At 37.4% G+C, this 24,882-nt stretch carries 22 protein-coding genes and 2 pseudogenes; 21 read left to right on the top strand and 3 right to left on the bottom strand.

The window, feature by feature from the left end:
* Positions 1 to 36 precede the first annotated feature (36 nt).
* Entirely contained in the window at positions 37 to 1,329 is a 1,293-nt protein-coding gene (locus NST63_RS20215) for a hypothetical protein (protein WP_341043555.1), read from the bottom strand.
* Positions 1,330 to 1,659: 330 nt separating this feature from the next.
* Between NST63_RS20215 and NST63_RS20210 the strand changes: the two genes are divergently transcribed.
* From NST63_RS20210 to NST63_RS20200, 4 genes are read left to right on the top strand one after another with little or no spacing between them, the layout of a single operon-like run.
* Complete coding sequence (locus tag NST63_RS20210; protein ID WP_341043554.1) at positions 1,660 to 1,839, top strand: hypothetical protein; 180 nt, start codon at positions 1,660 to 1,662, stop codon at positions 1,837 to 1,839.
* Entirely contained in the window at positions 1,836 to 2,393 is a 558-nt protein-coding gene (locus NST63_RS20205; RefSeq protein ID WP_341043553.1) for an ABC-three component system protein, read from the top strand. The genes NST63_RS20210 and NST63_RS20205 overlap by 4 nt, the downstream gene beginning before the upstream one ends.
* Entirely contained in the window at positions 2,368 to 2,616 is a 249-nt protein-coding gene (locus tag NST63_RS27825) for an ABC-three component system middle component 7 (protein WP_436580617.1), read from the top strand. The genes NST63_RS20205 and NST63_RS27825 overlap by 26 nt, the downstream gene beginning before the upstream one ends.
* Positions 2,613 to 4,379: a DUF2326 domain-containing protein gene (locus tag NST63_RS20200; RefSeq protein ID WP_341043552.1), complete on the top strand. Its 1,767-nt coding sequence runs from the start codon at positions 2,613 to 2,615 to the stop codon at positions 4,377 to 4,379. Before NST63_RS27825 ends, NST63_RS20200 begins: the two co-directional genes overlap by 4 nt.
* Before the next feature lie 645 nt (positions 4,380 to 5,024).
* Here the strand turns inward: NST63_RS20200 and NST63_RS20195 are convergent.
* Together NST63_RS20195 and NST63_RS20190 are read right to left on the bottom strand one after the other, a co-directional pair.
* Positions 5,025 to 5,417, bottom strand: a pseudogene (locus tag NST63_RS20195) (Rgg family transcriptional regulator); the annotation flags it as partial.
* Between the two features lie 441 nt (positions 5,418 to 5,858).
* The gene (locus tag NST63_RS20190; protein WP_341043551.1) at positions 5,859 to 6,383 is read right to left on the bottom strand and encodes a hypothetical protein; all 525 of its coding nucleotides are present in this window, start codon (positions 6,381 to 6,383) and stop codon (positions 5,859 to 5,861) included.
* 332 nt (positions 6,384 to 6,715) lie between these two features.
* Between NST63_RS20190 and NST63_RS20185 the strand changes: the two genes are divergently transcribed.
* The 17 genes and pseudogenes from NST63_RS20185 to NST63_RS20105 form a co-directional block, all read left to right on the top strand.
* Positions 6,716 to 7,318 (top strand): TetR/AcrR family transcriptional regulator, encoded by a 603-nt coding sequence (locus tag NST63_RS20185; RefSeq protein WP_341043550.1) that lies wholly within the window; start codon positions 6,716 to 6,718, stop codon positions 7,316 to 7,318.
* A gap of 14 nt (positions 7,319 to 7,332) precedes the next feature.
* Positions 7,333 to 8,814, top strand: a complete 1,482-nt coding sequence (locus tag NST63_RS20180) for an o-succinylbenzoate--CoA ligase (RefSeq protein ID WP_341043549.1) — start codon at positions 7,333 to 7,335, stop codon at positions 8,812 to 8,814.
* Between the two features lies 1 nt (position 8,815).
* Entirely contained in the window at positions 8,816 to 9,235 is a 420-nt protein-coding gene (locus tag NST63_RS20175; protein ID WP_071977069.1) for a MaoC family dehydratase, read from the top strand.
* Positions 9,235 to 10,245, top strand: coding sequence for a 3-oxoacyl-ACP synthase (locus tag NST63_RS20170; protein WP_058003265.1), 1,011 nt, complete (start codon positions 9,235 to 9,237; stop codon positions 10,243 to 10,245). The genes NST63_RS20175 and NST63_RS20170 overlap by 1 nt, the downstream gene beginning before the upstream one ends.
* The gene (locus tag NST63_RS20165; protein ID WP_341043547.1) at positions 10,242 to 12,089 is read left to right on the top strand and encodes a 6-bladed beta-propeller; all 1,848 of its coding nucleotides are present in this window, start codon (positions 10,242 to 10,244) and stop codon (positions 12,087 to 12,089) included. The genes NST63_RS20170 and NST63_RS20165 overlap by 4 nt, the downstream gene beginning before the upstream one ends.
* Positions 12,090 to 12,119: 30 nt before the next feature.
* Positions 12,120 to 13,322 carry a substrate-binding domain-containing protein gene (locus NST63_RS20160; RefSeq protein WP_341043546.1) on the top strand — a complete coding sequence of 401 codons (1,203 nt, stop codon included), beginning with the start codon at positions 12,120 to 12,122 and terminating at the stop codon, positions 13,320 to 13,322.
* 45 nt (positions 13,323 to 13,367) lie between these two features.
* Entirely contained in the window at positions 13,368 to 14,141 is a 774-nt protein-coding gene (locus NST63_RS20155) for an ABC transporter ATP-binding protein (protein WP_341043545.1), read from the top strand.
* Positions 14,119 to 14,823, top strand: a complete 705-nt coding sequence (locus NST63_RS20150) for an ABC transporter ATP-binding protein (protein ID WP_341043544.1) — start codon at positions 14,119 to 14,121, stop codon at positions 14,821 to 14,823. The genes NST63_RS20155 and NST63_RS20150 overlap by 23 nt, the downstream gene beginning before the upstream one ends.
* A 664-nt stretch (positions 14,824 to 15,487) precedes the next feature.
* A complete protein-coding gene (locus NST63_RS20145) occupies positions 15,488 to 16,357 on the top strand; it encodes a branched-chain amino acid ABC transporter permease (protein ID WP_058003270.1) in 870 nt (289 codons plus the stop codon).
* Positions 16,358 to 16,398: 41 nt separating this feature from the next.
* Complete coding sequence (locus tag NST63_RS20140; protein WP_341044227.1) at positions 16,399 to 17,352, top strand: branched-chain amino acid ABC transporter permease; 954 nt, start codon at positions 16,399 to 16,401, stop codon at positions 17,350 to 17,352.
* A 225-nt stretch (positions 17,353 to 17,577) separates the two neighbouring features.
* On the top strand, positions 17,578 to 17,799 hold the full coding sequence (locus tag NST63_RS20135) for a hypothetical protein (RefSeq protein ID WP_341043543.1): 222 nt from the start codon (positions 17,578 to 17,580) through the stop codon (positions 17,797 to 17,799).
* A 3-nt stretch (positions 17,800 to 17,802) separates the two neighbouring features.
* Complete coding sequence (locus NST63_RS20130; protein WP_341044226.1) at positions 17,803 to 19,620, top strand: DUF4179 domain-containing protein; 1,818 nt, start codon at positions 17,803 to 17,805, stop codon at positions 19,618 to 19,620.
* A gap of 1,045 nt (positions 19,621 to 20,665) precedes the next feature.
* Positions 20,666 to 21,832, top strand: a complete 1,167-nt coding sequence (locus tag NST63_RS20125) for a sensor histidine kinase (RefSeq protein ID WP_341043542.1) — start codon at positions 20,666 to 20,668, stop codon at positions 21,830 to 21,832.
* Positions 21,825 to 22,502: a response regulator transcription factor gene (locus NST63_RS20120; RefSeq protein ID WP_341043541.1), complete on the top strand. Its 678-nt coding sequence runs from the start codon at positions 21,825 to 21,827 to the stop codon at positions 22,500 to 22,502. The genes NST63_RS20125 and NST63_RS20120 overlap by 8 nt, the downstream gene beginning before the upstream one ends.
* 296 nt (positions 22,503 to 22,798) lie before the next feature.
* Positions 22,799 to 23,674: a CPBP family intramembrane glutamic endopeptidase gene (locus NST63_RS20115; RefSeq protein ID WP_341043540.1), complete on the top strand. Its 876-nt coding sequence runs from the start codon at positions 22,799 to 22,801 to the stop codon at positions 23,672 to 23,674.
* A gap of 235 nt (positions 23,675 to 23,909) precedes the next feature.
* Positions 23,910 to 24,137, top strand: coding sequence for a hypothetical protein (locus NST63_RS20110; protein WP_341043538.1), 228 nt, complete (start codon positions 23,910 to 23,912; stop codon positions 24,135 to 24,137).
* Between the two features lie 186 nt (positions 24,138 to 24,323).
* Positions 24,324 to 24,563: pseudogene (locus tag NST63_RS20105) on the top strand (arsenate reductase); the annotation flags it as partial.
* Positions 24,564 to 24,882: the final 319 nt, after the last annotated feature.

The following is a 24,882-nucleotide window of genomic DNA, read 5'->3' as shown; positions in this document are numbered from 1 at the left end:
AACTCTTCCTTTGTAAAGGGTCTACTTAATTGAACATTAAAACCATCCAAGTAAAGCCAACTTGATATAAATGTTCTGTCTAGATTCAAAGTACCTGATTCTCCTTATGGAAAAACCTTGCACGAATAGTTCAGAAGCTTGCTGAAGTAATTGGATACGTTTCTGTTTCTCCTCTTTGATTCTTTCTTCGAATAGTTTTCTTTCAGTTATAAAAAGCTGGAATTTTTCAAGTTTTCGAGACAGGTACACTTTTGCATCCTCATAAATAAAACTAAGAAATATTTCTGGGAAATTAACACCAGTATATCTTAAGTTGAACGCATTTCCTTCTGAAGTGAGTTTTACTTTAGGAAACTTCAATAATTTTCTAATTTCTTCTACGAATTGTTCGGTAGAAATCACTCCAATGTAACAATACGCAAAGCCATGTTTCTTGAATTTAGTAAAACTAATAGTACCATCACCATCAAAGTATCCACGTATAAAATGTTTCACGAGATTTGATGGAACAATTGAAATTGGAGGAAAATCTAAAACTAACGATTTTTTCGGGATACATCCTAATTTCACCAAATTGTTTACCAATTTCTTGCTATATATAGCCAATCTGTATGCATTGTATATTATTCCATTTAGTTTAACCTCTTTATGTGTTATTGGATGATCTGAACCTAGGAACTCTCTCAATCTTACAAGTTGGTCCAAGTCATCTGATTTAAGCGTAATTTCTAATACATTTCTTGCTCCTATACTTACGTAGGCATCTGCATACAAGAAGCCCAACCAGTAAGCTTTTTCTTCTGTGTCAATTCTTTCAAGTATATCTTCATTTAATATATATTTTCTACCCGTGAAGGAAAGTTCGTATCCTTTTTCTATTAAAAACTCTTTTAAAGTGTAGTAATCAGCTTTTGACTTCATAACTGCAATGTTAAAAGAATAACCTTTTTTTATTAGTTCTTCTGCTAGTTTTAACTTCGTATCTCGTGTATTTTTTTCCTTTATTGATAACCCTCTTTTTGGCTTAACGATATACCCTTTTTTCTGAAGCCAATTTGAGAAGGATTTTTTGCTAATGTGTAGTTGTTTTGATATTTTATTAATTGATTGACCATTTTTAAATAGACCTTCGCCAATAAGGTATTTCCTTTCTACCTCTTTCTTATTATGATTTCCAGCGATAACTTTTACCGTATATCCTAGTTCTTTCAGAATAAGTGATACTTCCTTTCGGTTTACACTTATTTCCTTACCGATTTTGGTGCATGAATATCCTTTTAAATATAGATTATCAATTTGCCCTATAACCAAGTTATCAATTTTACTCATACTAACCTCACAAATTAAATTTTTATAAGGTTATCCATAAATTCTCAATAATATTCCTTTTAATCTAGTTGTCTTTTAGGAGCCAATCTCTTCAGAGTATTTTTTGTTGCTTTATTTAGAGTGAAAAGTGAAGTAATGTAAAAAGGAAAGTTTGTGAATCCACTGAAAATGGGGAATTATCAGAGAGTGATGTTTGAAAAAAATCTTTGGAATCTAAAAAATATGGAAAGATTCGAAGGAAATGATATTGCTAACATTCCATAATTTTGAAATAATATAGGGAGTAGATTTATTTGAGAATACCGATAATAGATTAAAGAGGTGTTTATATTGAATATCGATTGGACAACGATTTTATCCCATGCTATTACATTATTAATTGGTGGGACAGGAGGTTTTGCTATTCGGTCAGCAATTAGTAAAAATGTAAATAAAACCAAGGGAAATAACAGCCCAATTTATAATAATGAGGGTAGTGTTACCACTGGGAAAATTGGTGACAACAAGTGATAGAGAGAAATCATACGTTAGGTCCTAATAGTCCTATCTACAACAATTCTGGGGATGTAAATCTTAATCTCTTTTCTTATAAAAATGAAGTTATAAATCCTTATAATTTAAAAAAGATAATAGAATTTTTAGAAAGTGAACTAGATGGAGAGATTGAGATAAGTCAATCTCTAGATAATGATGATGATTTAAAAAGAATTAATATAATTGAAAAAAATCTATTGAACAAGCTGGAAGATGAGCAGAGTAACGCCTATTTTAAGAATATTATCGAGAGTAGTATTTATTTTAAAAGTATAAAAGATATACTATCAAATCCTCGTAACAGATCTTTAAAAAAATCATATAATAATATTAAGAAAACAATAAATAACAAGATTCCAGACATAAAGAGAGAGAAAATATTTTTTTATGAGGTCTTGAATGAAATCATAGATAGATTTATTAATTCGAATGACACAGCAATATTAGATAATGAGGAAATGGTAAGTATTATAATTCATTTTATGTATTATATTTGTCATATAGGTGAGAACATTGCTGAAGCCGGATAAATTTACAGATTTAAATAAAAGTATTGTACACACTGTTGCAATTATTATAAATGAATTCAAGAAAAATAGATATAAATGTAGCTACAATGAGTTATATAAAATTGTTGAGGAGCATTTAGGTGAAGATGCATTTTATTTTTTTCTCCCATCACTAGATTTTTTATTTTTGTTGGGGAAATTAAAGTATGACATCGGATCCGATATGTTGGAGATGATTATATGAAGTTGTCGAGACTATACTGTGACGATCAAAGATTTAAAAATATTAAGTTTAATAACGGTTTAAATGTAATATATGGTTATGTTAATAATACAAATGTTAATGATCCACATAATTTAGGAAAGAGCGCACTGATTCATTTAATAGATTTTATGCTTCTAAAAGAAGTCAAAAAAGGCAATTATTTTTATAATAAACGGGAAGTATTTGCGCATCATACGTTTTTTTTGGAGTTAGAATTAAATGATGGGAGATTTTTAACGATTCGTCGATCATTTAAAAGTATTACTAGGGTAGATATAAAGATTTCTAAATACTCCCAAGAATTATTAGATTGTAAAGAATGGGACTATGAAAATTTAGTATTAAACTCAAAAAGCGAAAAAACAATAGCAGCTACAGAGGTTTTAAATAGGGAATTAAAATTTGATATACTTAAAAATTATGACTATCGAAAACTAGTTGGGTATTTTATCAGAACACAGAATGATTATAGTGATGTATTCCAATTAAGTAAATTTTCAAATTCCACAGATGAAGTTTGGAAACCATTTATTTTTGAATTGCTGGGATTTAATAGTAATACCCTTTTAGAAAGATATATCAATTATAGTGAAATAGAAAAGTTAAAAGCAAAAATTAGTAACATGGAAAGTTTTTATAACGTTTCTGATATTGATAGAATAAATGGGCAAATCAATATTTTGAGCAGGGAAAAGGAAATTCTCGAAAAGGATCTTGACTCATTCAACTTTTATCTAAATGAAAAACAAATTAGTCAGGACTTAATAAAGGAAATTGAAAATAAATCTGTGGAACTAAATAATCATGCGTATAATTTAAGGTCTGATATAAACCTTATAGATAAATCTTTGAATACAACCGAATTCTTAGATTTTGAATACATAAAAGAACTTTTTAATGAAGTACAAATTTACTTTGGGGATCAATTAGAAAAATCATATGAAGAACTTGTAGAATTTAATAAATCACTTGTTAAGGACAGAAAGGTACATCTAACAAAACTATTAGTTGAAAAGAAGACTGAACTTAAAAAGGTTGATGAGGAACTTAAAACGTTAGGGAATAAGCGTTCTGAGATACTTAGTGTTTTAAATAATACTGATGTTATTAGCAAATATAAACGGTTAAGGTCTAATTTGATTGAGAAGGAAAGAAGTATTCAGGGTTTGGAGACACAGAAAGAGATTATTTTACAGACCAGAACGGATATCAAAGAGTTAAATCTCAAGAAAAAAACGCTTGAAGAGATAAATCAAAAAATAGAATCTAGTATTGAGGAAGGAAACGAAACTTTAAATGATATAAGATATTTATTTAAGATAATTTTTGAAAAAATTACAGGTAAAAAGGGTATAATTGATATTTCAACAAATAATGCTTCAAATGTTGAATTTAACGCAGGGATTATTTCAGAAAAAGGAGTCTTAACACATGAGGATGAAGGATTCTCATATCGAAAAATCCTTTGTATGTGTTTCGACTTGGCAATATTAGGATTTTACTCCAAAAGGAGTTTCTTTAAATTTTTATATCATGATGGTTCTTTAGAAGCATTACATGAAAATAGAAAAGAAGCTTATCTTGATTTTATAAAAGAATACTCTAATGAAAAAAATATTCAATACATTATAAGTGTTATCGATTCGGATGTCCCCAAGGAGCAATTTGAAGAGTATGATATCGTCTGTGAACTGTATCAGGATGATAAAGGGGAAGGTAGTTTATTTGGCTTTAAATATTAGCTTTGAGCTATAACTCATATCTTGATATTTTAGGTTTAAATGTAATAAAATGAATGCTTGAATTAATTAAAGTAAATAATTCTTTATTCAGTATAAATCATAAAGGGTTTAATTGAATAATAAGGATTTAGTATAAAGATATCTTTGGAGAGTAACTTAAAAGGTGAAACTAACTTAGTTAAATGACCATGTATACCTTTAAGTCATGAATAAAGTAATAAAGTAAATAAGCAAGGATGCATCACTACATCTCATCTTTATTTTATGGTTTTCCTACCGTCAGCACTCCACACATGTGGAATTAAGGAATAAAAATATAAATAGAAATAATTACCATTACACGATTTTTACACAAGGCTTTGTCAAAACCTTATAAACTCAATGTTTATTAAGTTATTTATATCCCGACCACCGGTATAAAATAAAAGCCCATTAAACTTTGCTAATGTTTAATGGGCTTTTTGTTCGTTCCGGTATTCGGAATAGATATACCTGGAGGTGGAATTAGAAATATCTGTCCTGGAATTATTGGCGCTTGATTGAATATTTTCAGGATTTTAATTAGTTCAATAAGGATACAGATCCGTAAAGCAACATGAAATAAAAGTAAAACTCAATCCTTCATTGGTTAGGATTTTATAGTTATTATATAATTTGCAGCAGGTATTGTTCGATATTATACGCCATCTTAGTAGAATTCAGATCATTTAATAATTGAATATCTTGTTTTATTTTCGCAGTACCTTCTTCTTTATTTCCCGTTCTGATGTCATAGGAACCCTTGAGCTCTAATATATGTACCCTTTCCATTATGTTGCTTTCTGGAATGGCAATCGTGTCAAGTTACGATAGAAACTCACTTAACTCCTTTTGAAATGTAAATTCTTCATGAAATCGATTCACAGGACCAAGCAAAAATATTATAGTCTTAAAAAGCATAGCTGTAATCGCATCATTTACCTTTTTATAGTCTCTAAAACGAGTACTTTTCTCATAAGCGGTACTGGATAACATAATGACCATATCTGGCTGTAATAATAGTAACGTCCCATTTCAAAAGCTTAAAGATCAATATAAAAATAATAAATCTCTTTATTAGAAAGATTCTTGGAATTACTGCCAAATTAAAATGTCTGAAATAGACAAAAAGTATGTGGAATGATAATTGTAGTATTGTTTAAAACCTATACTTGAGCATAGTATCTTGTTCATATAATAGAAAAGACTTTTGGTAATCCGTATGATGATAGCGTTGGCGAATCTTGTACCTACCATTACATTTAAGGAGTATTCACTCAAAATGAAAGCCATTCAAATGCTAAATAGATTTCTAAGATTCGCTTTAGTAGTTGATAATATTTTCGAGAAATCTGTGTTGGAAAAAATAAGGTAGGATGAGGTGCCAATTTCAATGTGAAAAGAAATTCACTTATTGCATAATAACCAAAGTTATATTTCGCAATAAGTGAATTTTTATTTTTAATTAGTTTTGGTTGTTATATTTGATTTATTTGTCTTCAAGAGATTGTTTTTTTGTGCCATGTTGTAAATGTAAGAATGAATATCACTAACTCTATTAATTACTTCTTCTTTCTTTCCGCTGCGTTTATGCGTTTCAAGATTTTTTAGTGCCTTTAGTTCTTCCAGTATATATAAATAATCATTATATTCATTTCTATCAGCAAAACCTGGATTTAACCATTGAATATAAATTTGAAAACCGCAATTGTACAATTTTTTAATTGTTTTTAAGCCATGTTTATTATATTGTACGGAGCATAAAAGTATATCAGTTTCTACTTTTATAATTTCGTCTACTTCTAATCCACGTTCTTCTGGTGAGCCGTTAATTAAAAATACATCTACATACTCTATTTTATTCAAGTAAAGTTTTCTCTTTTTTGAAGATGTTCTAATGTTTACTTGGTTAAATAATCTTTTCCATGTTTCTGATTTCCCAGCATTTCTGTTTCCTAGTACAATAATTGCTAATTTATTTGTCATATTTTCTTCCTCCTCAGCATAAAGAATATATTTATTTATATGCTACGATTATAGTAAAAAGAACAAAATACAGAACATTTTATTAAATAGCAAAAAGCTATGTTAAAAATAAATGTTGATATTCGAAACATAGGGACTTAATGATCTGAAATAAAAAAGATGGTATGGAGGAACAATCGTACATACTCCAGTGTTTTTACTATTATTCCAAGGAGTGAAAAACAAGAGAACCACCCATGTGCTTCAATCATATCTACTAATTTTCAAAACACAAAAATTATTATTGTAATTTTAAAAATATTATTTATAATAAAAGTTGAGAGGTGATTCAGGTGTCAACTAAGAATGTATCTGAGGAAAAAGCATTAACTCCGAGAGGAATTGAAACACGTGAGAAGCTTTTACGTGCTGCTGAGGAGGTTTTTGGGCAGAAGGGATATTTTGAGGCTTCTATTGTTAATATTTCACAGGAAGCTAAGGTTGCGCAGGGAACGTTTTATAATTATTTTCCTTCAAAGAAGGATATTTATGATGAGTTAATTCGGAGCTATAGTCGGGATTTGCGTATTGCGATTAAAGAAGGAATGGCAGGAAGCACATCTTTTGAGGAAGCACAGCGAAATGGTTTTTTTGCTTTCTTCAGCTGGGTAAAAAATCATCCCAATTTGTACAGCATTGTCCAACAAGCTGTTGTGGTGGATCAGGAGCTATTCCGCTGGTATTATGGCAAGCTGGCCACTGGTTTTTTAAAGAGCTTGTCTCAAGGAATCGAAGCGGGAGAATTTAAGGACCTGGATCAGGAGACCGTTGCCTACTGTTTAATGTCTATTGGGCAGTTTCTCGGAATGAGATGGGTGTACTGGGAAAAGAAAGAGGTTCCTGAAGAAGCATTTGATGCTGCGATGACGCTTATCTTCAAAGGGTTAAAAAAGTAAAGAGGGGGAGTTCGATGAAAGGGATTGCCTATTGGATTGAGAAATGGGCATACACACATCCAGATCGAACAGCAGTTATTACAGATAACGAAAAGGTGTCCTATAAACAGTTAGATAGAATGATAGGTTCAGCTGCCCAAAGAATCCAGGAAAAACTACAAGGAAGAAAAGGGGAGCGCATTGCGATATTGTCGCATAATCGCTTGGAGTACATCGTCCTTTTATTTGCGATTGCTAAGGCAGAATGTGTGGCGGTTCCATTGAATATTCGGTTAAGTGCGAAGGAGCTTATTTTTCAGCTCAATGACAGCGGTTCTAAGATCCTTTATGCCGAAAAGGAGAATGCGGAGTTTGCCGCATCCCTTGTTGAGCAAAGTGAGCTTGAACATTTGGTGTTCATGGAGGATGTATGTGAGGACACTCAAACAAGCTTTGCTTTTGAGCGAATGATTGATGAGGAGGCACCATACATTATCTGCTACACGTCAGGGACAACCGGCAAGCCAAAGGGGGCGGTGCTGACACAAAGCAATATATTCTGGAATGCCGTCAATAACAAGCTTGCCATCGATTTGACGTCAGAGGATCGCTGCATTGTGCTTCTTCCGTTATTTCATATTGGCGGAATCGGGCTGTTTGCGTTTCCAGCCTTATTTTCAGGCGGAACGATCGTAATCCCTGGAAAGTTTGATCCAGAAAAAACACTGGCAATGATTGAAAAGTATCAGGTGACCGTGGTGATGGGCGTTCCGACCATTCATCAGGCATTGCTCATGAGTCCATCATTCAATACCACTGATTTGAGTACCGTTCGCTGGTTCTATAATGGGGGTGCACCATGCCCGCGTGAATTAATAGATGCCTATTTTGATAGAGGTTTCTTATTCGGCCAAGGATTTGGGATGACCGAGACATCTCCTACTCTATTTATGCTTTCGAAGGAAGATGCCCCAAGAAAGAGAGGCTCTATTGGCAAGCCTGTGTTATTTTCCGAATATAAGCTGCTGGATTCTGAGGGGAGAGAGGTTGAAAAAGGGGCAGTTGGCGAGCTAGCTGTTAGAGGCCCAAATATTATGAAGGAATATTGGAACCGTGCCGATGTCACAAAGGATGCACTAAAGGATGGATGGCTGCTGACAGGAGATTTAGCGAAAACAGATGATGAAGGCTTCCTGTTTATCGTAGGCAGGAAAAAAGAAATGATCATTTCTGGTGGAGAAAATATTTATCCGCTCGAAGTCGAGCAGGTCATTAGTCAATTGGAGGGTATCGCTGAAGTGGCCGTCGTTGGAAATGCGGATCCGCTTTGGGGGGAAGTTCCTGCTGCGTTTATTGTCAAGGAAAATGGAAGCGCTTTAACCGAGGAGGCAGTGATTCAATACTGTCAAGGAAATCTAGCAAAATATAAAATTCCAAAGCAGGTTACATTTTTAAAAGAAATGCCGAAGAATGCAACTGGAAAAATTCAAAAAACAAAACTCATAGGAAGCAGGTGACATGGTGAATAGTTATCATATCGGACAACAGGCCTCTTGCAGCAAAACGATTACCGAAACAGACTTTATCCTGTTTGCAGGAGTAAGCGGTGACTTCAATCCCATCCATATTGATGCGGAATATGCTAAACAAACGAGGTTTAAACAGCGTATTGCGCATGGGCTTTTAACTTCAAGCTTATTATCACAGCTCTTAGGTGTTCATCTTCCAGGTAAAGGGGCCGTTTATGTCGAGCAAACCATCCAGTTTAAAGCCCCTGTTTTTATAGGCGATACCATTACAGCACAAGGAACCGTACAAGAAATTGATGAAAAGAGACGAATACTGACATTGCTAACACAGTGCTTTAATCAAGAGGGGACACTCGTTTTGACAGGTACCGCCAAGATGATGGTTCCTGAGGATGGAGGGGTAATTTAATGGGAATTGGGATAAAAACAACAGGTGTCTATTTTCCGCCTGGCATAGAAACGGCAGCAGACTTAGCTGTAAAAACAGGCATACCGGAACAGGTGATTATCGAGAAGTTTGGTTTAGTCCAAAAGCATGTGGCAGATGATAGCCTGCATGCATCAGATCTTGCTGTGGCCGCTGGCAGGCAGGCGCTCGAAGGAATTGATCCGCTATCCATCGATGTGGTGATCTATTTTGGCAGCCCTCATAAGGATTACTATGTCTGGTCGAGTGCGCCAAAAATACAGTATGAATTAGGTGCGAAAAATGCCTATGCGTTTGAAATCATGAATGTCAGCTCCTGTTTTCCGATTGCCTTAAAGGTAGCAAAGGACATGATTGCTGCGGATTCATCAATTCAAAACATCCTGCTTGTTGGGGGCTGCAAGGAATCGCAAGTTGTGGATTATGCTAACCCGCGTTCGCGCTTCATGTTCAACTTTGCGGATGGGGGCAGTGCCGCACTCGTAACAAGGGATTCCACCGAGAGCGAAATTCTCGGAAGCGCCATCCTGACAGACGGCTCCTTTCATGATGATGTTAGAACACCTGCTGGAGGGTCGAAGCATTTTGCCAGCCATGAAACGGTCGAAAAGAATCTTCATTATATTGATGTGAAGGATCCACAATCCATGAAAGAAAGACTGGATCCTGTGTCGATCGCCAATTTTGATACTGTGATTCGCAAGGCACTTCATAGAAGCGGTTATACTCCTCAAGATATTAAACTCCTATTGCCACTGCATACAAAACGATCAATGTTTAAAGAGCTCTTACAATCACTGGAACTTCCTGAAGAAAAGGCGGTCTACTTAAATCATCATGGTCATATGTCAGCACTTGATCCATGCGTTGGACTTCACTTTGCCCAGGAAAAGGGACTACTAAATCCTGGCGATCTTGCTGTAGCAGTTAGTGCCGGAACGGGCTATACATGGGCGGCGACTGTTGTGAAGTGGAAAGGAGAGAAAAGATGAAAAGAGTAAAGAGTCTCGTCCTTTTCCTCCTTCTATTTTCCCTTTTGTCTGGCTCAAGCGTGTTTGCAGAAGAGTCCTATCGTTTCCAGCATGCGTGGGGAAATGAAACCGATCCTTCTAACGAGTTCCGCACGCCGGTAGCAATGGCGAAGGATCACTCAGGGAATATTTACATGGCAGATATGGGGAATCATCGAATTGTAAAAATGGATTCCTCCGGTAAAATTCTCAAGTCATTTGGCACGCTCGGTCATTCTCCTGGCCAATTTAATATGCCATTTGGCATCGCTGTTGATCAGGAAGGGAATATTCTCGTTGCAGATACAGGGAACTTTCGCATTCAAAAGTTCGATTCTGAATTCAGGTTTATAAAAAGCTGGGGAACGAAAGGGGAAGGAAATACTCAATTCGGTTTCCCAAGAGAAATTGCGATCGATCAGGAAAACAATTATTACATTACTGATGAATTTAATCACCGAATTCAAAAATTTACTTCTGATGGTCAGTATCTCCTTACGATTGGTTCCTATGGAAAAGGTGATGGCCAGATGGCCCTCCCGCAAGGCATTGCGATAAACAATAAGGGTGAGGTCTATGTAGCTGATACGTACAATAATCGAATCCAAGTGTTTGATCAAAACGGCAGATTCATCAGGAAAATCGGCGGGCTTGAGCCTGGAATCGGCGCGTATCAATTTTACCATCCACGAGGAATTAACTTTGAGCCAAGGTCTGGCGCTTTCTATGTAGCCGACACTTATAATAACCGCATCATGAAATTTGATGATAAGGATAGGTTTGTTTATACGACAGGGATTTTTCCTAATTTAGTGTATCCGAATCAGATTTTACCATCCGAGAATGGCGATTTATTCATTACGGACACAGGTAATAATCGCATTGAGGTGTACAAGGAAATTGGCCTGAGTATAACCTATAAAATGACTATCGGTTTAGCTAGATACGGAGACAAGCAATATGCAGGACCTTATGATGTGCAAAGCGATTCAAAGGGAAATGTCTTTGTATCCGATTCGTTTAATCACCGGATTCTGAAATATGATGCAAACGGAAGTCTAGTTAGCAAATGGGGAAGCATGTTCGGTACTGGAGGGCCGTTTGGCTATGGCAGTTATTTTGGCCAATTTTTTGTACCGCGGCAACTAGCGGTGGATCGTTATGACAATGTCTATGTAGCCGACTCAGTGAATCACCGAATTCAAAAGTTCTCCAATTCAGGGACGTTCCTTGCGGCGTACGGCTCATTAGGAACATTAAGCGGCTTTTTCCAATTCCCAAGCGGAGTGGCAGTTGACAGCAAAGGCAATATCTTTGTGTCCGACTCGGAAAACAATCGAATTCAAAAGTTTAATTCCTTTTTCGTCTACACGAAGGAATGGGGCAGAAAAGGGACTGGCAATGGTGAATTCTCTCAGCCGATGCAGCTTGCCATCGATTCGAAAGACAATGTGTATGTAGTGGATCGAATCAACAATCGTGTTCAGAAATTCGATAACAATGGCAAGTTTCTCGCGAAGTGGGGAACGAATAACGGAAGCGGGAACCTCGATCCATTGGAAAATTGGGGCGAAGAGCCGGGTGATTTGTTCTTGCCGACAGGAATTGCCATTGATGATCAGGACCGTGTCTATGTGACGGATACGTCAAATAATCGCATGAATATCTATGATGAAAATGGAAGATTCATCGAACAATTTGGTTCCTTTAGTGGCGAAGATGGTCAGTTTTTCTCACCTCAGGGGCTAGATATTGATCATAATGGGAACATCATTATCGCAGATGGACTGCTTCAAAAAATACAGTTCTTTAAAAAAGAAAATTAATCATAGGGGGAATGGGAGATGAGGTGTAAGATGCCTGGCATGAAGTCTGTTTTATCGATCATCATCGTACTCACTCTGTTAGTTGTAACAGGTTGTTCCGGGGAAAAGGCAAGCTCGAAGGAGGACACCATCAAAATCGGTGTTCTTGCTTCCTTAACCGGTCCGCTTGAAACGTATGGAAAGCAGACAGTAGCGGGATTTGAACTGGGGCTGGAGTATGCAACCGATGGATCGAATGAAGTCGCAGGCAAGAAGGTGAAGTTTATCGTTGAGGATACGGAAACTAAGCCGGATGTCGCGGTAAGAAAAGCAACGAAGCTGCTGGAGGAGGATGAGGTCGATTTCTTAGTAGGTTCATCAAGCTCAGGCGATACGCTGGCCGTCCTGCCGCTTGCTGAGGAATACGAAAAAATTATGGTGGTGGAGCCTGCGGTTGCCGACAGCATCACCGGTCAAAACTGGAACAAGTATATTTTCCGGACAGGACGAAATTCCTCACAGGATGCTGTAGCTGGTGCAGCTGCAATCGCTGAGAAAGGTGTGAAAATTGCAACCTTCGCACAGGATAATGCCTATGGCAGAGAGGGGATCGCGGCTTTTAAAGAGGGAGCAGAAAAGCTCGGTGCGACGATTGTGAATGAACAATATGCAGATCCAAATTCAACTGATTTCACAGCAAACATTCAAAGCATTATAAAAGAAAAGCCTGATTATCTCTATATCGTCTGGGCAGGGTCCAATGCACCATGGAAGCAGTTAAAGGATATGCAGCTTGAAGAGCAGGGGATTAAAATATCTACTGCCGCACAGGATATCGCTTCTTTAAAAACAATGGATTCCTTAATTGGCATGAGCGGTTTTTCCATTTACTATCATACGCTACCAGATAATAAAGTAAATGACTGGCTAGTGGAGCAGCATAAGAAAAAATTCGATGGGGAAATCCCTGATCTCTTTACTGCCGGCGGGATGACGGCTGCGATCTCTATTGTCGAGGCGCTTAAGAAAACAGAAGGCGACAAAGATGTGGACGGCTTAATTAGTGCAATGGAAAATATGGAGTTTGAGACTCCGAAGGGAACGATGAAATTCCGAGCAAAGGACCATCAGGCTTTACAATCATTGTATGCAGTAACCCTTGAAGAACAGGAAGGTGTGGATCATCCGGTTCCAGTTCTGATCAGGGAATTAAATATGGATGAAACAGAGCCACCAATCAGAAATGGCAAATAAAAATTCAGAATAATTAGATATATATAAGAGGGGAGGAGTGTTGACATGGAACCTATTCTGGAAACGAAAAACCTATCTGTTTCCTTTGGTGAGCATGATGTCATCAGAGATGTGACCCTGAAAATAGAGCGCGGAAGGCTCATCTCTATTATCGGTCCAAACGGGGCGGGCAAGACGACACTTTTTAACTTACTGAGCGGCCAAATTTCACCGACTAAGGGAGACATTTATTTTAAAAACGAGAATATAACCAAGCTTTCTGTCCCATTACGGGCGAGAAGGGGCATTGGTCGCTCCTTCCAGCTCACAAATATTTTTCCGGAGCTGACGGTTCTTGAAAATATCAGGCTGGCCATCCAATCCTCAAGCAACGATTACTATTCCATCCTGCCGCGGCTTTCTTCCAGGAGCCGCCAGCAGGATGAAGCAAAAGCCTTTATGAAGAAATGTATGCTAAGTGGCAAGGAAGACGTACTGGCACAGGATTTGGCCCATGGAGAAAAAAGAAAGCTGGAGCTGGCGATGCTGCTCGCTCTTAAAACAGAATTACTGCTTCTTGATGAACCTACTGCAGGAATATCGATTGAAGAGGTTCCTGCCATTTTGGAAGTAATCGAGAACATTAAAAAGGAAGGCTTGTACACGATTATATTAATCGAACACAAAATGGAAATGGTGATGCATTTATCGGATACGCTTGTGGTTCTATTTAATGGCGAGCTCTTGGCCAGCGGGAATCCACAGGAAATCATCAAGGATCAAAGGGTTCAAACGGCATATTTAGGAGGCTTGCATCGTGAGTCTATTAAAACTGGATAATTTGGAAACCTATTTGGAGCAATATCACATTCTGCAGGGCGTGTCCCTGTCTGTTGAAGAGGGAAGCATCACGGTCCTGTTCGGCAGAAATGGAGCAGGCAAAACGACAACACTCCGCTCGATTATGGGCTTCAATCCCTCCACTACTGGAACGGTGCATTTTCAAAACCAGATAATCAGTGGAATCTCTACTCATCTCATATCAAGAAAAGGAATCGGATATGTGCCTGAAAATCAGGGGATATTCAGTGGCCTGACCGTGGAGGAAACACTGAATTTAGCTAAGGCAAAGAGCGCGGGCGAGACGGAAGCAAAAATGGAATGGATGCTGGAGCTATTCCCGGATTTAAAGAAATTTTGGCGCAAAAAAAGCGGCTTGCTTTCAGGCGGACAAAAGCAGATGCTGGCGATTGCCAGGGCGTATATTAATGGGGATGGTTTGTTACTGATTGATGAGCCGAGCAAAGGCTTGTCCCCGATTATGGTTGAAAAACTGATGGAATCACTTCTTAAAATGAAGGAAAAAACGACAATTCTTCTTGTTGAACAAAATTTTCTGATGGCCAGCGAGATTGGCGATTACTTTTATATAATGGACGACGGAAAAATTGTCCATGAAGGCATGATGCAGGACCTTAAGGAAGATAAGGAAACCTGTCAGAAATACTTAGGGATAGCGTAGAGACGATCGTGTTAAAATGATCGACCGGAAAGGTTACCGAAACATGAAAGAAAGAGGAAATAGGGTAACCAATCGGCCGGAATGATGACCGAAACTTGCAAGAAAGAGGAAGAAAGGTAACTAATTGACCGGAAAGGTTCCCGTACCTCGAAAGAAAGAGGAAGAAAGGTAACCAATCGCTCGGAAAGGTGACCGAAACCCGAAAGAAAGAGGAAGAAAGGTAACCAATCGCTCGGAAAGGTTCCCGAAACACGAGAGAAAGAGGAAGAAAGGTAACCAATCGCTCGGAAAGGTTCCCGAAACACGAGAGAAAGAGGAAGAAAGGTAACCAACCGCCCGGAAAGGTTCCCGAAACTGGAAAGAAAGAGGAAGAAAGGTAACCAATCGCTCGGAAAGGTTCTCGAAACACGAGAGAAAGAGGAAGAAAGGTAACCAACCGCCCGGAAAGGTTCCCGAAACTGGAAAGAAAGAGGAAGAAGGGTAACCAATCGCCCGGAAAGGTTCCCGAAACACGAAATAAAGCGGAAATAGGGTAACTATCGCCCGGAATAGTTACCGAAACACAAAAGAAAAAGGAAATACTGAACTATTCGATCTAAATAATTACCGAAAATAAAATGATATAAAGTTTTGACAATATGTAGGAAACGAAGGGGGGCTGGAAATGGAAGTTTTTATTAATTTATTGGTCAATGGGGTTTCAACAGGGCTGCTTATTTTCCTTCTGGCTGCTGGACTTACTTTAATTTTTGGATTAATGAATGTGTTGAATTTTGCCCATGGCGGATTATTCGTCTGGGGGGCTTTTTCAGGCGCATGGATTTTTAAGGAAACAAACAGCTTTTTATTAGCGATTGCTGGTGCCATTGTGATCGGAATCGGATTAGGCTGGGTCATGGAGAGATTTCTCATTCGGCCAGTTTACGGGAATCATGTCCGGCAGCTGCTGATAACATTAGGAGGCATGCTGATTTTATCAGAAAGCATCAAAATCTTTTGGGGACCCAATCCCATTCGGGTAAATTTGCCTGGATGGCTGGAAGGAAGCTATCAGTTTGACGGAATTATTATTATTAAATATCGTGTGTTTGTGATTGTGATCGGCTTGCTTCTATATTTGGCATTATGGCTTCTGCTCAGCCGTACGCAGATCGGCCTGATGATCAGGGCTGGTGTCATGGATAAGGAAATGGTCCAGGCGCTCGGAATCAATGTAAAGGGACTGTTTACCTTTGTGTTCCTGCTGGGAGCGGCATTGGCTGCTTTAGGAGGTGCGCTTTTGGCGCCATATTCAGGAGTCGTTTTTGCGGAAATGGGCATGCAGTACGCTATATTAGCTTTCATTGTCGTGATCATAGGCGGAATGGGCAGCCTGCAAGGATCTGCCCTCGCTTCCCTGATTGTAGGTGTAGCGGGAGCCTTTATGGCCTATTTTATGCCTGATTTGTCACTCGCATTGAATATGCTCCTTTTAGTCATTGTTTTATTAGTGAAACCAACTGGACTGCTGGGAGAAAAGGGGAGTGCAGTATGAGAGGGCTATTTCATAAGGTGCCAATGTATGTGGGGCTTGCCATTATCTTGATGCTGCTGCTGTTCCCATTTGTCAACGACTCCCGAAGCATCCTGATTTTATTCACACAAATCTTCATCTTTGCTATTTTTGCGATGAGCTTTGACATCCTTTTAGGGTATACAGGTATCGTATCCTTTGGGCATTGTATGTTCTTTGGAATTGGTGCCTATAGTACGGCTATTATTTTTAATCATTTGGAAGCCAATCTGCTTACGTTTATGATCGGTTTGGTTATAGGGATTGTCCTGTCAGCCTTGGTGAGCTATATCATCGGCTTATTATCGTTAAGGCTCAAAAGCCATTTTTATGCGATGCTGACATTGGCGGTTTCCCAGCTTTTTCTCGTTCTAGCGGAGAAGTGGCGTGGATTCACACATGGCGGAGATGGATTTACATTCAGTGTGCCTGATGTATTCAAGGATCGTACTTCCTTCTATTATATTGCACTCCTAAGTGTGGCAGTTGTGTTTATCCTGCTGAAGCTTTTCACGGAATCATCTACTGGCAAAGTGTTAAAAGCCATTTCTCAGAATGAATATCGGGCAGCTGCATTAGGGTTTAGAACGCTACATTATAAGCTGATTGCCAGCGTAACTGCAGGGGTAGCCGCATCCTTTAGTGGAGCACTATATGCTGTATCATTAAGATTCATCAATACCAATGTCTTTTCCATCGAAGTCACGCTCGATGCACTATTAATGACGATGATCGGAGGACTTGGAACGCTTGTAGGGTCTATTGCCGGGGCAGGAATAATCGAGTTTTTAAGGCATTACCTCTCAGAGCTTGCGATGTCCTACCCTATTTTTGAAAGATGGACCATTATCCTCGGGTTCTTATATATCGTGGTACTGCTTGGATTCCCTTCCGGCTTGGCAGGATTTATTAAGAAATTCACTTTGAAAAAGAAGCGGAAGGTGAAGAAAAAAGGGGAATTGGAGAGGACTGCTTAGTAAATAATGGACCAAAAGAGGGGGGCGTTTTTGCTCCCTTTTAATATTTCATATATTTATAGGGGGATTTACTTCGAATCGGTCAATTGGCGAGACAATAACTCATCAAGATGAAAAAACTGAAAAGTTCTTGTCTTCTGATATTGTAAATAATTGGTTCTCCTTATATCATTAAGGATAAAGGGGGATACAATTATGATTCCAGCAAAAAGGGGTCCCATTTCAATGACTAAGTCAAAAGAAAAAAGTGTCGAATCGATCGTCGATTGGTTCGATCAACATAAACAATCATTCTATATTCTAGGTTGGTCCTATCTTAAGAGTCAGAAGCAAATGGAAGAGCTTTTTTATCGATCCATTGTAAAAGTCCACAAGGAGTTGCCGCGATATAAAAGAGAACTAACATTTGAAACGTGGGTAACATCTATTTTTATGCATATTTGCTAGGAGATTTCCGATGATCGTAGGTTACAAGTTTCTGAGAAAGGCGAACCACGCCATGATTTTTTTAATGCACTTGATCAGTTGAAAAAAGTTGAGAAAGAGGCAGTAGTCCTTACGTATATCACAGGAATTTCCCAGGAGGATACAGCAAAACTTCTCCAAGTTTCAGTGGAACAGGTGAAAGAGTATTTGTTTTCCGGTCTCCAGTCACTTAGAAAAGGAATGGGGGATGGGTCACGTTTTAATGGCTGTAACGAGTATCAACAGAATTACATCGATTACATAGAGAGAACATTGGATCGGGAGAAAAAGGTTGAATTTGAGGTACATATGTATCATTGTCAAGACTGTCAGGAGGATTTCGCTGACTTTAAGGAAATCATGTTAACTCTATTAAATTTTACTGAGAGTATGAAAGATTTCCATGTGCCGTCTGATTTCATGGAGAATGTCACAGCTAGGTTGACAGAAAAGGATAAGCAAAGAAGATTGAAGAGTAAGAAACGGAAAAGATTGGGGATTGTTTTTGCAAGTGTGTTCGCTTTATTAATTGGCATAGAAGTTTTTACAGGATCTTTTACTAGCCTCTACTATACATGGGCAGAAGAAGATCCGGAATTACGTGACCTTTTACAACAGGGGCTGGTTAAAAGGCTGGACCTGGAAGCGGAAAGTAATGGGGTGAAAATTAAGATCAGGAGCGCGATCGCTGATGATGTCCAGACGCTTGTTTTTTATGAAATAGAGGATACAGCTGAAAATAATCAATATGCGATCGTTTATAATGAAGGTGCTTCTGTGGAAAATGATTATGAAATCATGAATAGGGAAACTGGTCACATGTACTATTATCCTCCTGATCTTAAATCGGATCAAAATAATAAGGAAAAGAACGTGTTTCAAGGAAAGCTTAGTCTCTTGGCACTGACAAAGGATAATGGGACAATTAAACTAAAAATCACACAGCTTCTAAAATTGGTTCGTGACCCTTCTGACCCAAATAGTTTTGGAGCTTACGAGAATATGGAATATAAAACAGGGGAATGGAACTTCGAGATCCCTGTAACAAAATGGCCATCTAAAGAATATGCATTGGATGAAACAACAGAAATAGAAGGAATCCCTGTTCGATTTAATAAACTAACCATTGCTCCAACAGCGACAATTCTAAAATATGCAGTTAATAATGAACAGCCAGTGAAGCGGGTAGAGTTTCTTACTGCTGATAATTTGGAAGTAAACAATAAAAAAGTGAGAGCGACTATTTATGACAGCTCTTTTACAGATTTCAATATGAATGGTAGTACGTTTCAAACAAAATTTCCCTCACTTTATGGAGATAAACCAAAAGAGATGAAAGTTCAATTCGGATTTGCTCGTTTAACATTTGAACACCAAAAAGCGATCGAACTTGATCCTTCTAGTAGATACCCTAAAACCTTTGACTATGCTGGCAGTACGATCTCCATTGACAAGGTGGAAGTTGGAAAGTCTACTAATATTGTTATAAGCAATCATGACATTGAGAATCGAGCATTTGAGTCACTTAACTACGATATTGTGAGTGAGGCTGAAAAAGAATATAGTTCAATGGAGATGAATTTTGAAGGGGTACTGGTTGATAAGAATGGGATTAAATACGATGTGAATGAAACCCCCTTCGCATATGAAGAAATCGAACAGCCCCGTTATTTCTATACTGTTCAAGAGACACAGTTAAAAAGTAACTACGCTGGAGAGACGGTGATCCCTAAAAAGCTGATCATTAATGGATATAATACAACAAAATATTTGGATAATGTTGTGAAGATTTCGTTGAAATAATAGTTATCTGAAGTGTCTTAAAAAAAAGTAATGGTAGACTACTAGTATCGATTTTAGCAGAGTATGCAACTTTCTATTGTTACTCTGCTATTTACTTAAATTAATCTTCATATTAATAAGTTTTATTACTCTCTATTCCAGCAAAGGAATTGCTTTATTCCGGAATATGGACGATTTGTTGAAGAAAGTATCCTGTTTCAGTAAAAAACTTTTTTGTTATGGTAAAAAGCAAGTATGTAGATAAATATATAGTTTGAATCAATTGTATATGGTATGACAAGTTCAACTTTCAAAGCCTTAACAGAATCATAGCTTTCAGCACAGCCCACTCTTAGTTAAAAATTTTACTGGTACAGGGCAAGGTGAAAAACCGGCATTTTAAGCAGGGGGCAATGAATATGCAGTGAAGATCTAGCACACGGAAAGTGTCTCCTCACAATTGAATGTACACATTTTTGTTTAATATTCTTTTATTTTTTGTAGTACGGTACAGGTAGGTAAAGAAATTAACCTAAGGAAATATAAAACGTAGAGGTTTCCCAATCGTTTAAGCAAACTTTGGTGAACCTTTTTTATTTGTAATATTTTGGGTGGACGATAAAAAGTGGATTAATGAGATGGCAACACACGGCTGACACCTGATGAAGTTCACTTTTACAATAGGGGAACCGGGGCATTTGTTTACCCTAATGAGCTTAGCAGTGGGATGTCTCCAAATGTGAAAAAGGATTAATTTGACTTTTTACAGATAGTGGTATTTCCATTGTTAGTGAATTCTTAACATAGCTGTTGCAGCGCTTATAGCACTTCCTATTATAAAAATATAAAAGCGCAAAAGGGAATTAGAGAAAACCCATCTACTTTTTGAATGAATCATTGGAATCTGAATTCGACAATGCACTGACGCTTATCCTCAATCAAATCTAAAAAAGTCACCGCTAAACTTTTGATGTTCAATTTTATGTGTTTCCCACAAAATATCCTATACAATGGAAGTACAGGGTGTTTCTATCTAAATCCAAAATATGAGTTAGGGGCTCAAGTAATGAAAAAAATCTCTTCTATAATGGATTGGGGGATATTTGCACTCCGATCCTATAATTATATAGTGCTATTGCTGCAAATATTTCTTAAGAGCGGCTATTCGAATCAACAATTGCTTGGAAACACAATCTGGCTTCTTGCTGCCTATATTATTCCTATTTTAGGCTGGTTTCCGCAGTTAAGGAGGAATAAGTCTTGGTTCTCCATATCTGAATTATTACTTGGAGGCTCTCTTTTTACTTATTCCATTATCCATATGCATCAGGTCGCAAGTGTGAGTTACCTCATTCCAAGTCTTGCCATCGGATATTTATTGACCAGATGGACCGTTTGGGTCATTCCCATTATTGTCCTCCTCCCTTCAGCTGGTATCTTATTAGGTGAAGTGCCATGGAATTTAGTCATTGGTTCAAGCACTGACAATTTACTCTTCTTATTTATTGGAATTTGGGTCAGGTTTATTACTAAAGCCTATCATGACAAAGATGCACTGGCCCAAGAAATTAATGAACAGAATAGATTGCTTACCCAATATGCTGCTGAAATTGAAAGAATGACTCTGTTAGAGGAGAGAAATCGTATGTCCAAGGAGCTGCACGACACACTAGGACATTCCTTTATTTCCCTTATTATGGGTCTTGACGCTGCCATTGTTCTTATGGATAGAAAACCGGATTTGGCTAAAGAAAAGTTAATGGATTTAAGAGCTTTAACGGAGGATAACCTGAATGAAATGAGAGACATTGTTCATGAGATTGGTGAAGAAGAGGAAATCAACCTGATAAATCAGATCAGGACATTGATTAACAAACTTCAACATCATACAGGGATAAACATTCGATTTATAGTAAATGGCGCAGAAAGGATTGTGAGCTTTGAAATACGCCAAACCATTATTCGAGTGATTCAAGAATCTTTTACAAATGCACTGAAACATGGTAAAGCATCGGAAATTGAGCTCAACCTTCACTTTACAGCCGATGATTTGCAAATGATTATTAGAAATAACGGAAGTCCAATAGAAAAAAACGCGTTCGGGTTCGGACTAATATCAATGAAGAGCCGAATAGAAAGTCTTAGTGGTAGTTTTTCGATCGATTCTGTATTGAATGCCTGTACTGAAGTAAGATGCGTTATACCTTATAAGGAGGTAGAATTTAATGTCTAATATCAAAGTATTAATAGCGGATGATCAGGAATTAATTCTCGAAAGTCTTAATATTGTTCTAAATATGGAGGATGATATTGAGGTTGTAGCATTGGCTAAAAATGGTGAAGAAGCTGTTGAATTTTGCGCAATATTTCATCCGGATATCGTATTAATGGATATAAACATGCCCATTTTGGATGGTGTGGGGGCAACAGAGAAAATTAAGTTGAATGACCCCGCAGTGAAGATTATTATTTTGACATCCTATAAAGAAGTAGATTTTGTACTATCTGCACTAAGCCACGGAGCTGAAGGATTCCTCCTTAAAGCGATCCATCCTAAAGATCTTGTCGCTGGCATAAGGGTGGTACACACAGGGGGGACACTGATTTCACAGGAAATGGCTAATGAAATGATTAAAAGTATGAAAAAAAGTATGAATATAGGGGCAAAAGAAGAACTCCATAAATCCCCAATTAAAGGTAACCCATATGGACTTAGCCCCCGAGAGGTTGAAGTTCTTCAAAAGCTCTCCTTAGGTCTACGTAATCAGGATATTGCTGAAACACTATTTCTTAGCGAAGGGACGGTTAAGAACTACATTTCGAATATTTATTCGAAACTAAATGTCAAAGGTAGAAGGCAAGCAGCGCTTAAGGCTAAAGATGAAGGGATATTTGGTGATTAACATTAAGTACCCCATGAAATAGAGCTGAAATACTATAGTTACCAAGCTGGCAGCGAAAAGACTGTCAGCTTTTTGTCGTTTATGAAATTACAGAATATGTGATTTGTTAATAATTGAAATTGAATTATGTGCCGATGTTTTCAAGTCTCACACCTTACTTCCAACTTCCGGACAAGCGCGATAGCATTTTGTTCTTATCATATATGACTTTGTTATGACCAAACAGCACTTCAATCTTATGACTTTTTGAAGATAAACTAAAAAAAATTAACCCTATAACAAGGAGAGATGACAGAATGGCGCATTTTAAACCTCAAAAAAAAGCGATCCATCAAAATAAAAAGAAGTTGAGGCTTTATTCATTTATTCAATTCCCCCTAGTTTGGATGGTGCTTGGGGCATTTGTAATTATTCTAGCTGATGGTCAGCTAAGCTCATTAGTCGGAGGTTCAAAAGGATTTGAATCCATCAGTTTGGCAATTATAGAAATCGCTGTGGCTGTTGTTTTGTATTTGCTTACAATGAAATACTTGGCTCATCGGAGGGTGTCGGAGCTCTCACTTAAAAATGCTATTAATGAAGTGGCTTTTGGCGTACTAATTGGTTTGATCTTTATCGGTATTTCAACCTTGATTATTTTTTTACTTGACGGTTACTCTTTTAAATGGTTATCAGCAAGCATAAGCTCTGTGTTACTGCCCGCGATTTCAACAGCCCTTGGAGCAGCATTTGTTGAAGAATTGCTTTTTCGGGGAATTGCCTATCAAGCAATAGAGAGTATGATAGGCAGGTGGATAGCACTTGTTGTTACTTCCCTGTTCTTTGGCATCGCACATCTAGGAAACCCGGACGCTACAATTTGGAGTTCTGTCGCGATTGTCATCCAAGCAGGTGTCCTTCTTGGTTCGGCCTTCCTTTGGCGCCGAAGTCTCTGGTTTGTTATTGGTATCCACTTTGCTTGGAATGCAATAGAAGGACTCTTGGGTATACCCGTCTCGGGACACCCTTCAACAGGCCTTTTTTCTGCAAAGGTAACAGGTCCATTCCTTCTAACGGGCGGTGATTTTGGTATCGAAGCTTCCGTAGTTCCCGTGATAATTAGTTTGCTTCTCGCTATTCCTATGCTAATTTTGGCTAAAACTAATAAAAGGCGAAGTTCACATGTAGAATAACCAACATTTTTAACCCAATAATTTTAAACGGCTATAACTATGCTGATAATAATCCAATTATGAATATTGATCCATTAGGAAGTTTTTCTTTTAAATTTAATTTGGGATTTAAGAGTTATGTAAAAGGTACAATTGGGTGGAGGAATATTAAGATATCATATAACTTAACGAGTGGTTTTTTCCTTATTCCTTTATTAAGAGGGATTAAAAAAAATATATTAAAGGTGATATTCGATTGAAATATTTAGCTATCTTATTATTTTTTATAATTGGAATTTATTTACTTTATTCTGGAATCAGACTTTTTAATAAAGAGAGAGAAAACGATAAAAAATGGTGGGATTACTTAGATGTAATTTTAGATATTATATCCGATCCAATTTCAAGCGAAGGGCTTCGTATTTATTTAGGAGGGTTACTAATTATAGCTGGATTACTGCTGGTATTCTTCAATGTATTATGATTCATTTTCTTACTCACATTACTATAATTGTAATGACGGTAGAAAAAAAGGGAAAAAGGAATTTTCGGGGACTTTAATTGGAGAAAGAACAGTGTGCAAAGATTATCACTAAATAAAAATAAAAATGGCCAAGTAAATAAACAAATTACTGGCCATTTTTATTTTTTTATTAAAAGCTAAAAAAAGAATCCTAATGCGTTTAGAGCAATGAAGGAAGTAGGAATAGTTACTTCAAATCAAACCTTAGATATTATCGATCCCCAACTTTTAAACAAGGCAGACCATGTAGTAACTCTTTGTGGTTTTGCTTCTGACAAATGTCCTGTCACTCCAACGAAAGTTAAAAGAATACATTGGGGATTTGATGATCCTGAGAAAGCAAAAGGTACTGAAGAAGGGAATTTGTCAGTATTTAATAGAGTTTGAGATGAAATAGGAGAATGTATAGATCGTTATGGTTAGATTAATAATTTTGTACCAACCAAACCCCTAAAGTACTATTTCAAAAGGGTTATGAAGTCCTGCGAATAAGAGTATTTGAGAGATAAGCGTATTAAACTGAGGGAGTTTAAGAAGAGTTCTTATATTACCTTGCATTTACATGACTATTAATTATTTGAAATATTACTTAAACAACTCTTTTGAAACTTACATAATAACAAAAGACTGTTCGTATAATATGTACTCTAGAGAGTATACACTTAAAATATTATAATGTGATTGATGCTAGCTCTGCAAGACATGA

This window comes from Heyndrickxia sp. FSL W8-0496 (assembly GCF_038007825.1).
Classification (GTDB): Bacteria; Bacillota; Bacilli; order Bacillales; family Bacillaceae_C; genus Heyndrickxia; species Heyndrickxia oleronia.
The sequence above is the reverse complement of the archived record's forward strand: the minus strand, read 5'-3'. Positions and strand labels throughout refer to the sequence as shown.

Bases quoted from the DNA above. Each gene is read 5' to 3' on its own strand.
- NST63_RS20170 (WP_058003265.1), top strand. From the start codon at position 9,235: ATGGGAATTGGGATAAAAACAACAGGTGTCTATTTTCCGCCTGGCATA.
- NST63_RS20215 (WP_341043555.1), bottom strand. From the start codon at position 1,329: ATGAGTAAAATTGATAACTTGGTTATAGGGCAAATTGATAATCTATAT.
- NST63_RS20155 (WP_341043545.1), top strand. From the start codon at position 13,368: ATGGAACCTATTCTGGAAACGAAAAACCTATCTGTTTCCTTTGGTGAG.
- NST63_RS20120 (WP_341043541.1), top strand. From the start codon at position 21,825: ATGTCTAATATCAAAGTATTAATAGCGGATGATCAGGAATTAATTCTC.
- NST63_RS20115 (WP_341043540.1), top strand. From the start codon at position 22,799: ATGGCGCATTTTAAACCTCAAAAAAAAGCGATCCATCAAAATAAAAAG.
- NST63_RS20135 (WP_341043543.1), top strand. From the start codon at position 17,578: ATGACTAAGTCAAAAGAAAAAAGTGTCGAATCGATCGTCGATTGGTTC.
- NST63_RS20160 (WP_341043546.1), top strand. From the start codon at position 12,120: ATGCCTGGCATGAAGTCTGTTTTATCGATCATCATCGTACTCACTCTG.
- NST63_RS20145 (WP_058003270.1), top strand. From the start codon at position 15,488: ATGGAAGTTTTTATTAATTTATTGGTCAATGGGGTTTCAACAGGGCTG.
- NST63_RS20200 (WP_341043552.1), top strand. From the start codon at position 2,613: ATGAAGTTGTCGAGACTATACTGTGACGATCAAAGATTTAAAAATATT.
- NST63_RS20175 (WP_071977069.1), top strand. From the start codon at position 8,816: ATGGTGAATAGTTATCATATCGGACAACAGGCCTCTTGCAGCAAAACG.
- NST63_RS20180 (WP_341043549.1), top strand. From the start codon at position 7,333: ATGAAAGGGATTGCCTATTGGATTGAGAAATGGGCATACACACATCCA.
- NST63_RS20165 (WP_341043547.1), top strand. From the start codon at position 10,242: ATGAAAAGAGTAAAGAGTCTCGTCCTTTTCCTCCTTCTATTTTCCCTT.
- NST63_RS20190 (WP_341043551.1), bottom strand. From the start codon at position 6,383: ATGACAAATAAATTAGCAATTATTGTACTAGGAAACAGAAATGCTGGG.
- NST63_RS20125 (WP_341043542.1), top strand. From the start codon at position 20,666: ATGAAAAAAATCTCTTCTATAATGGATTGGGGGATATTTGCACTCCGA.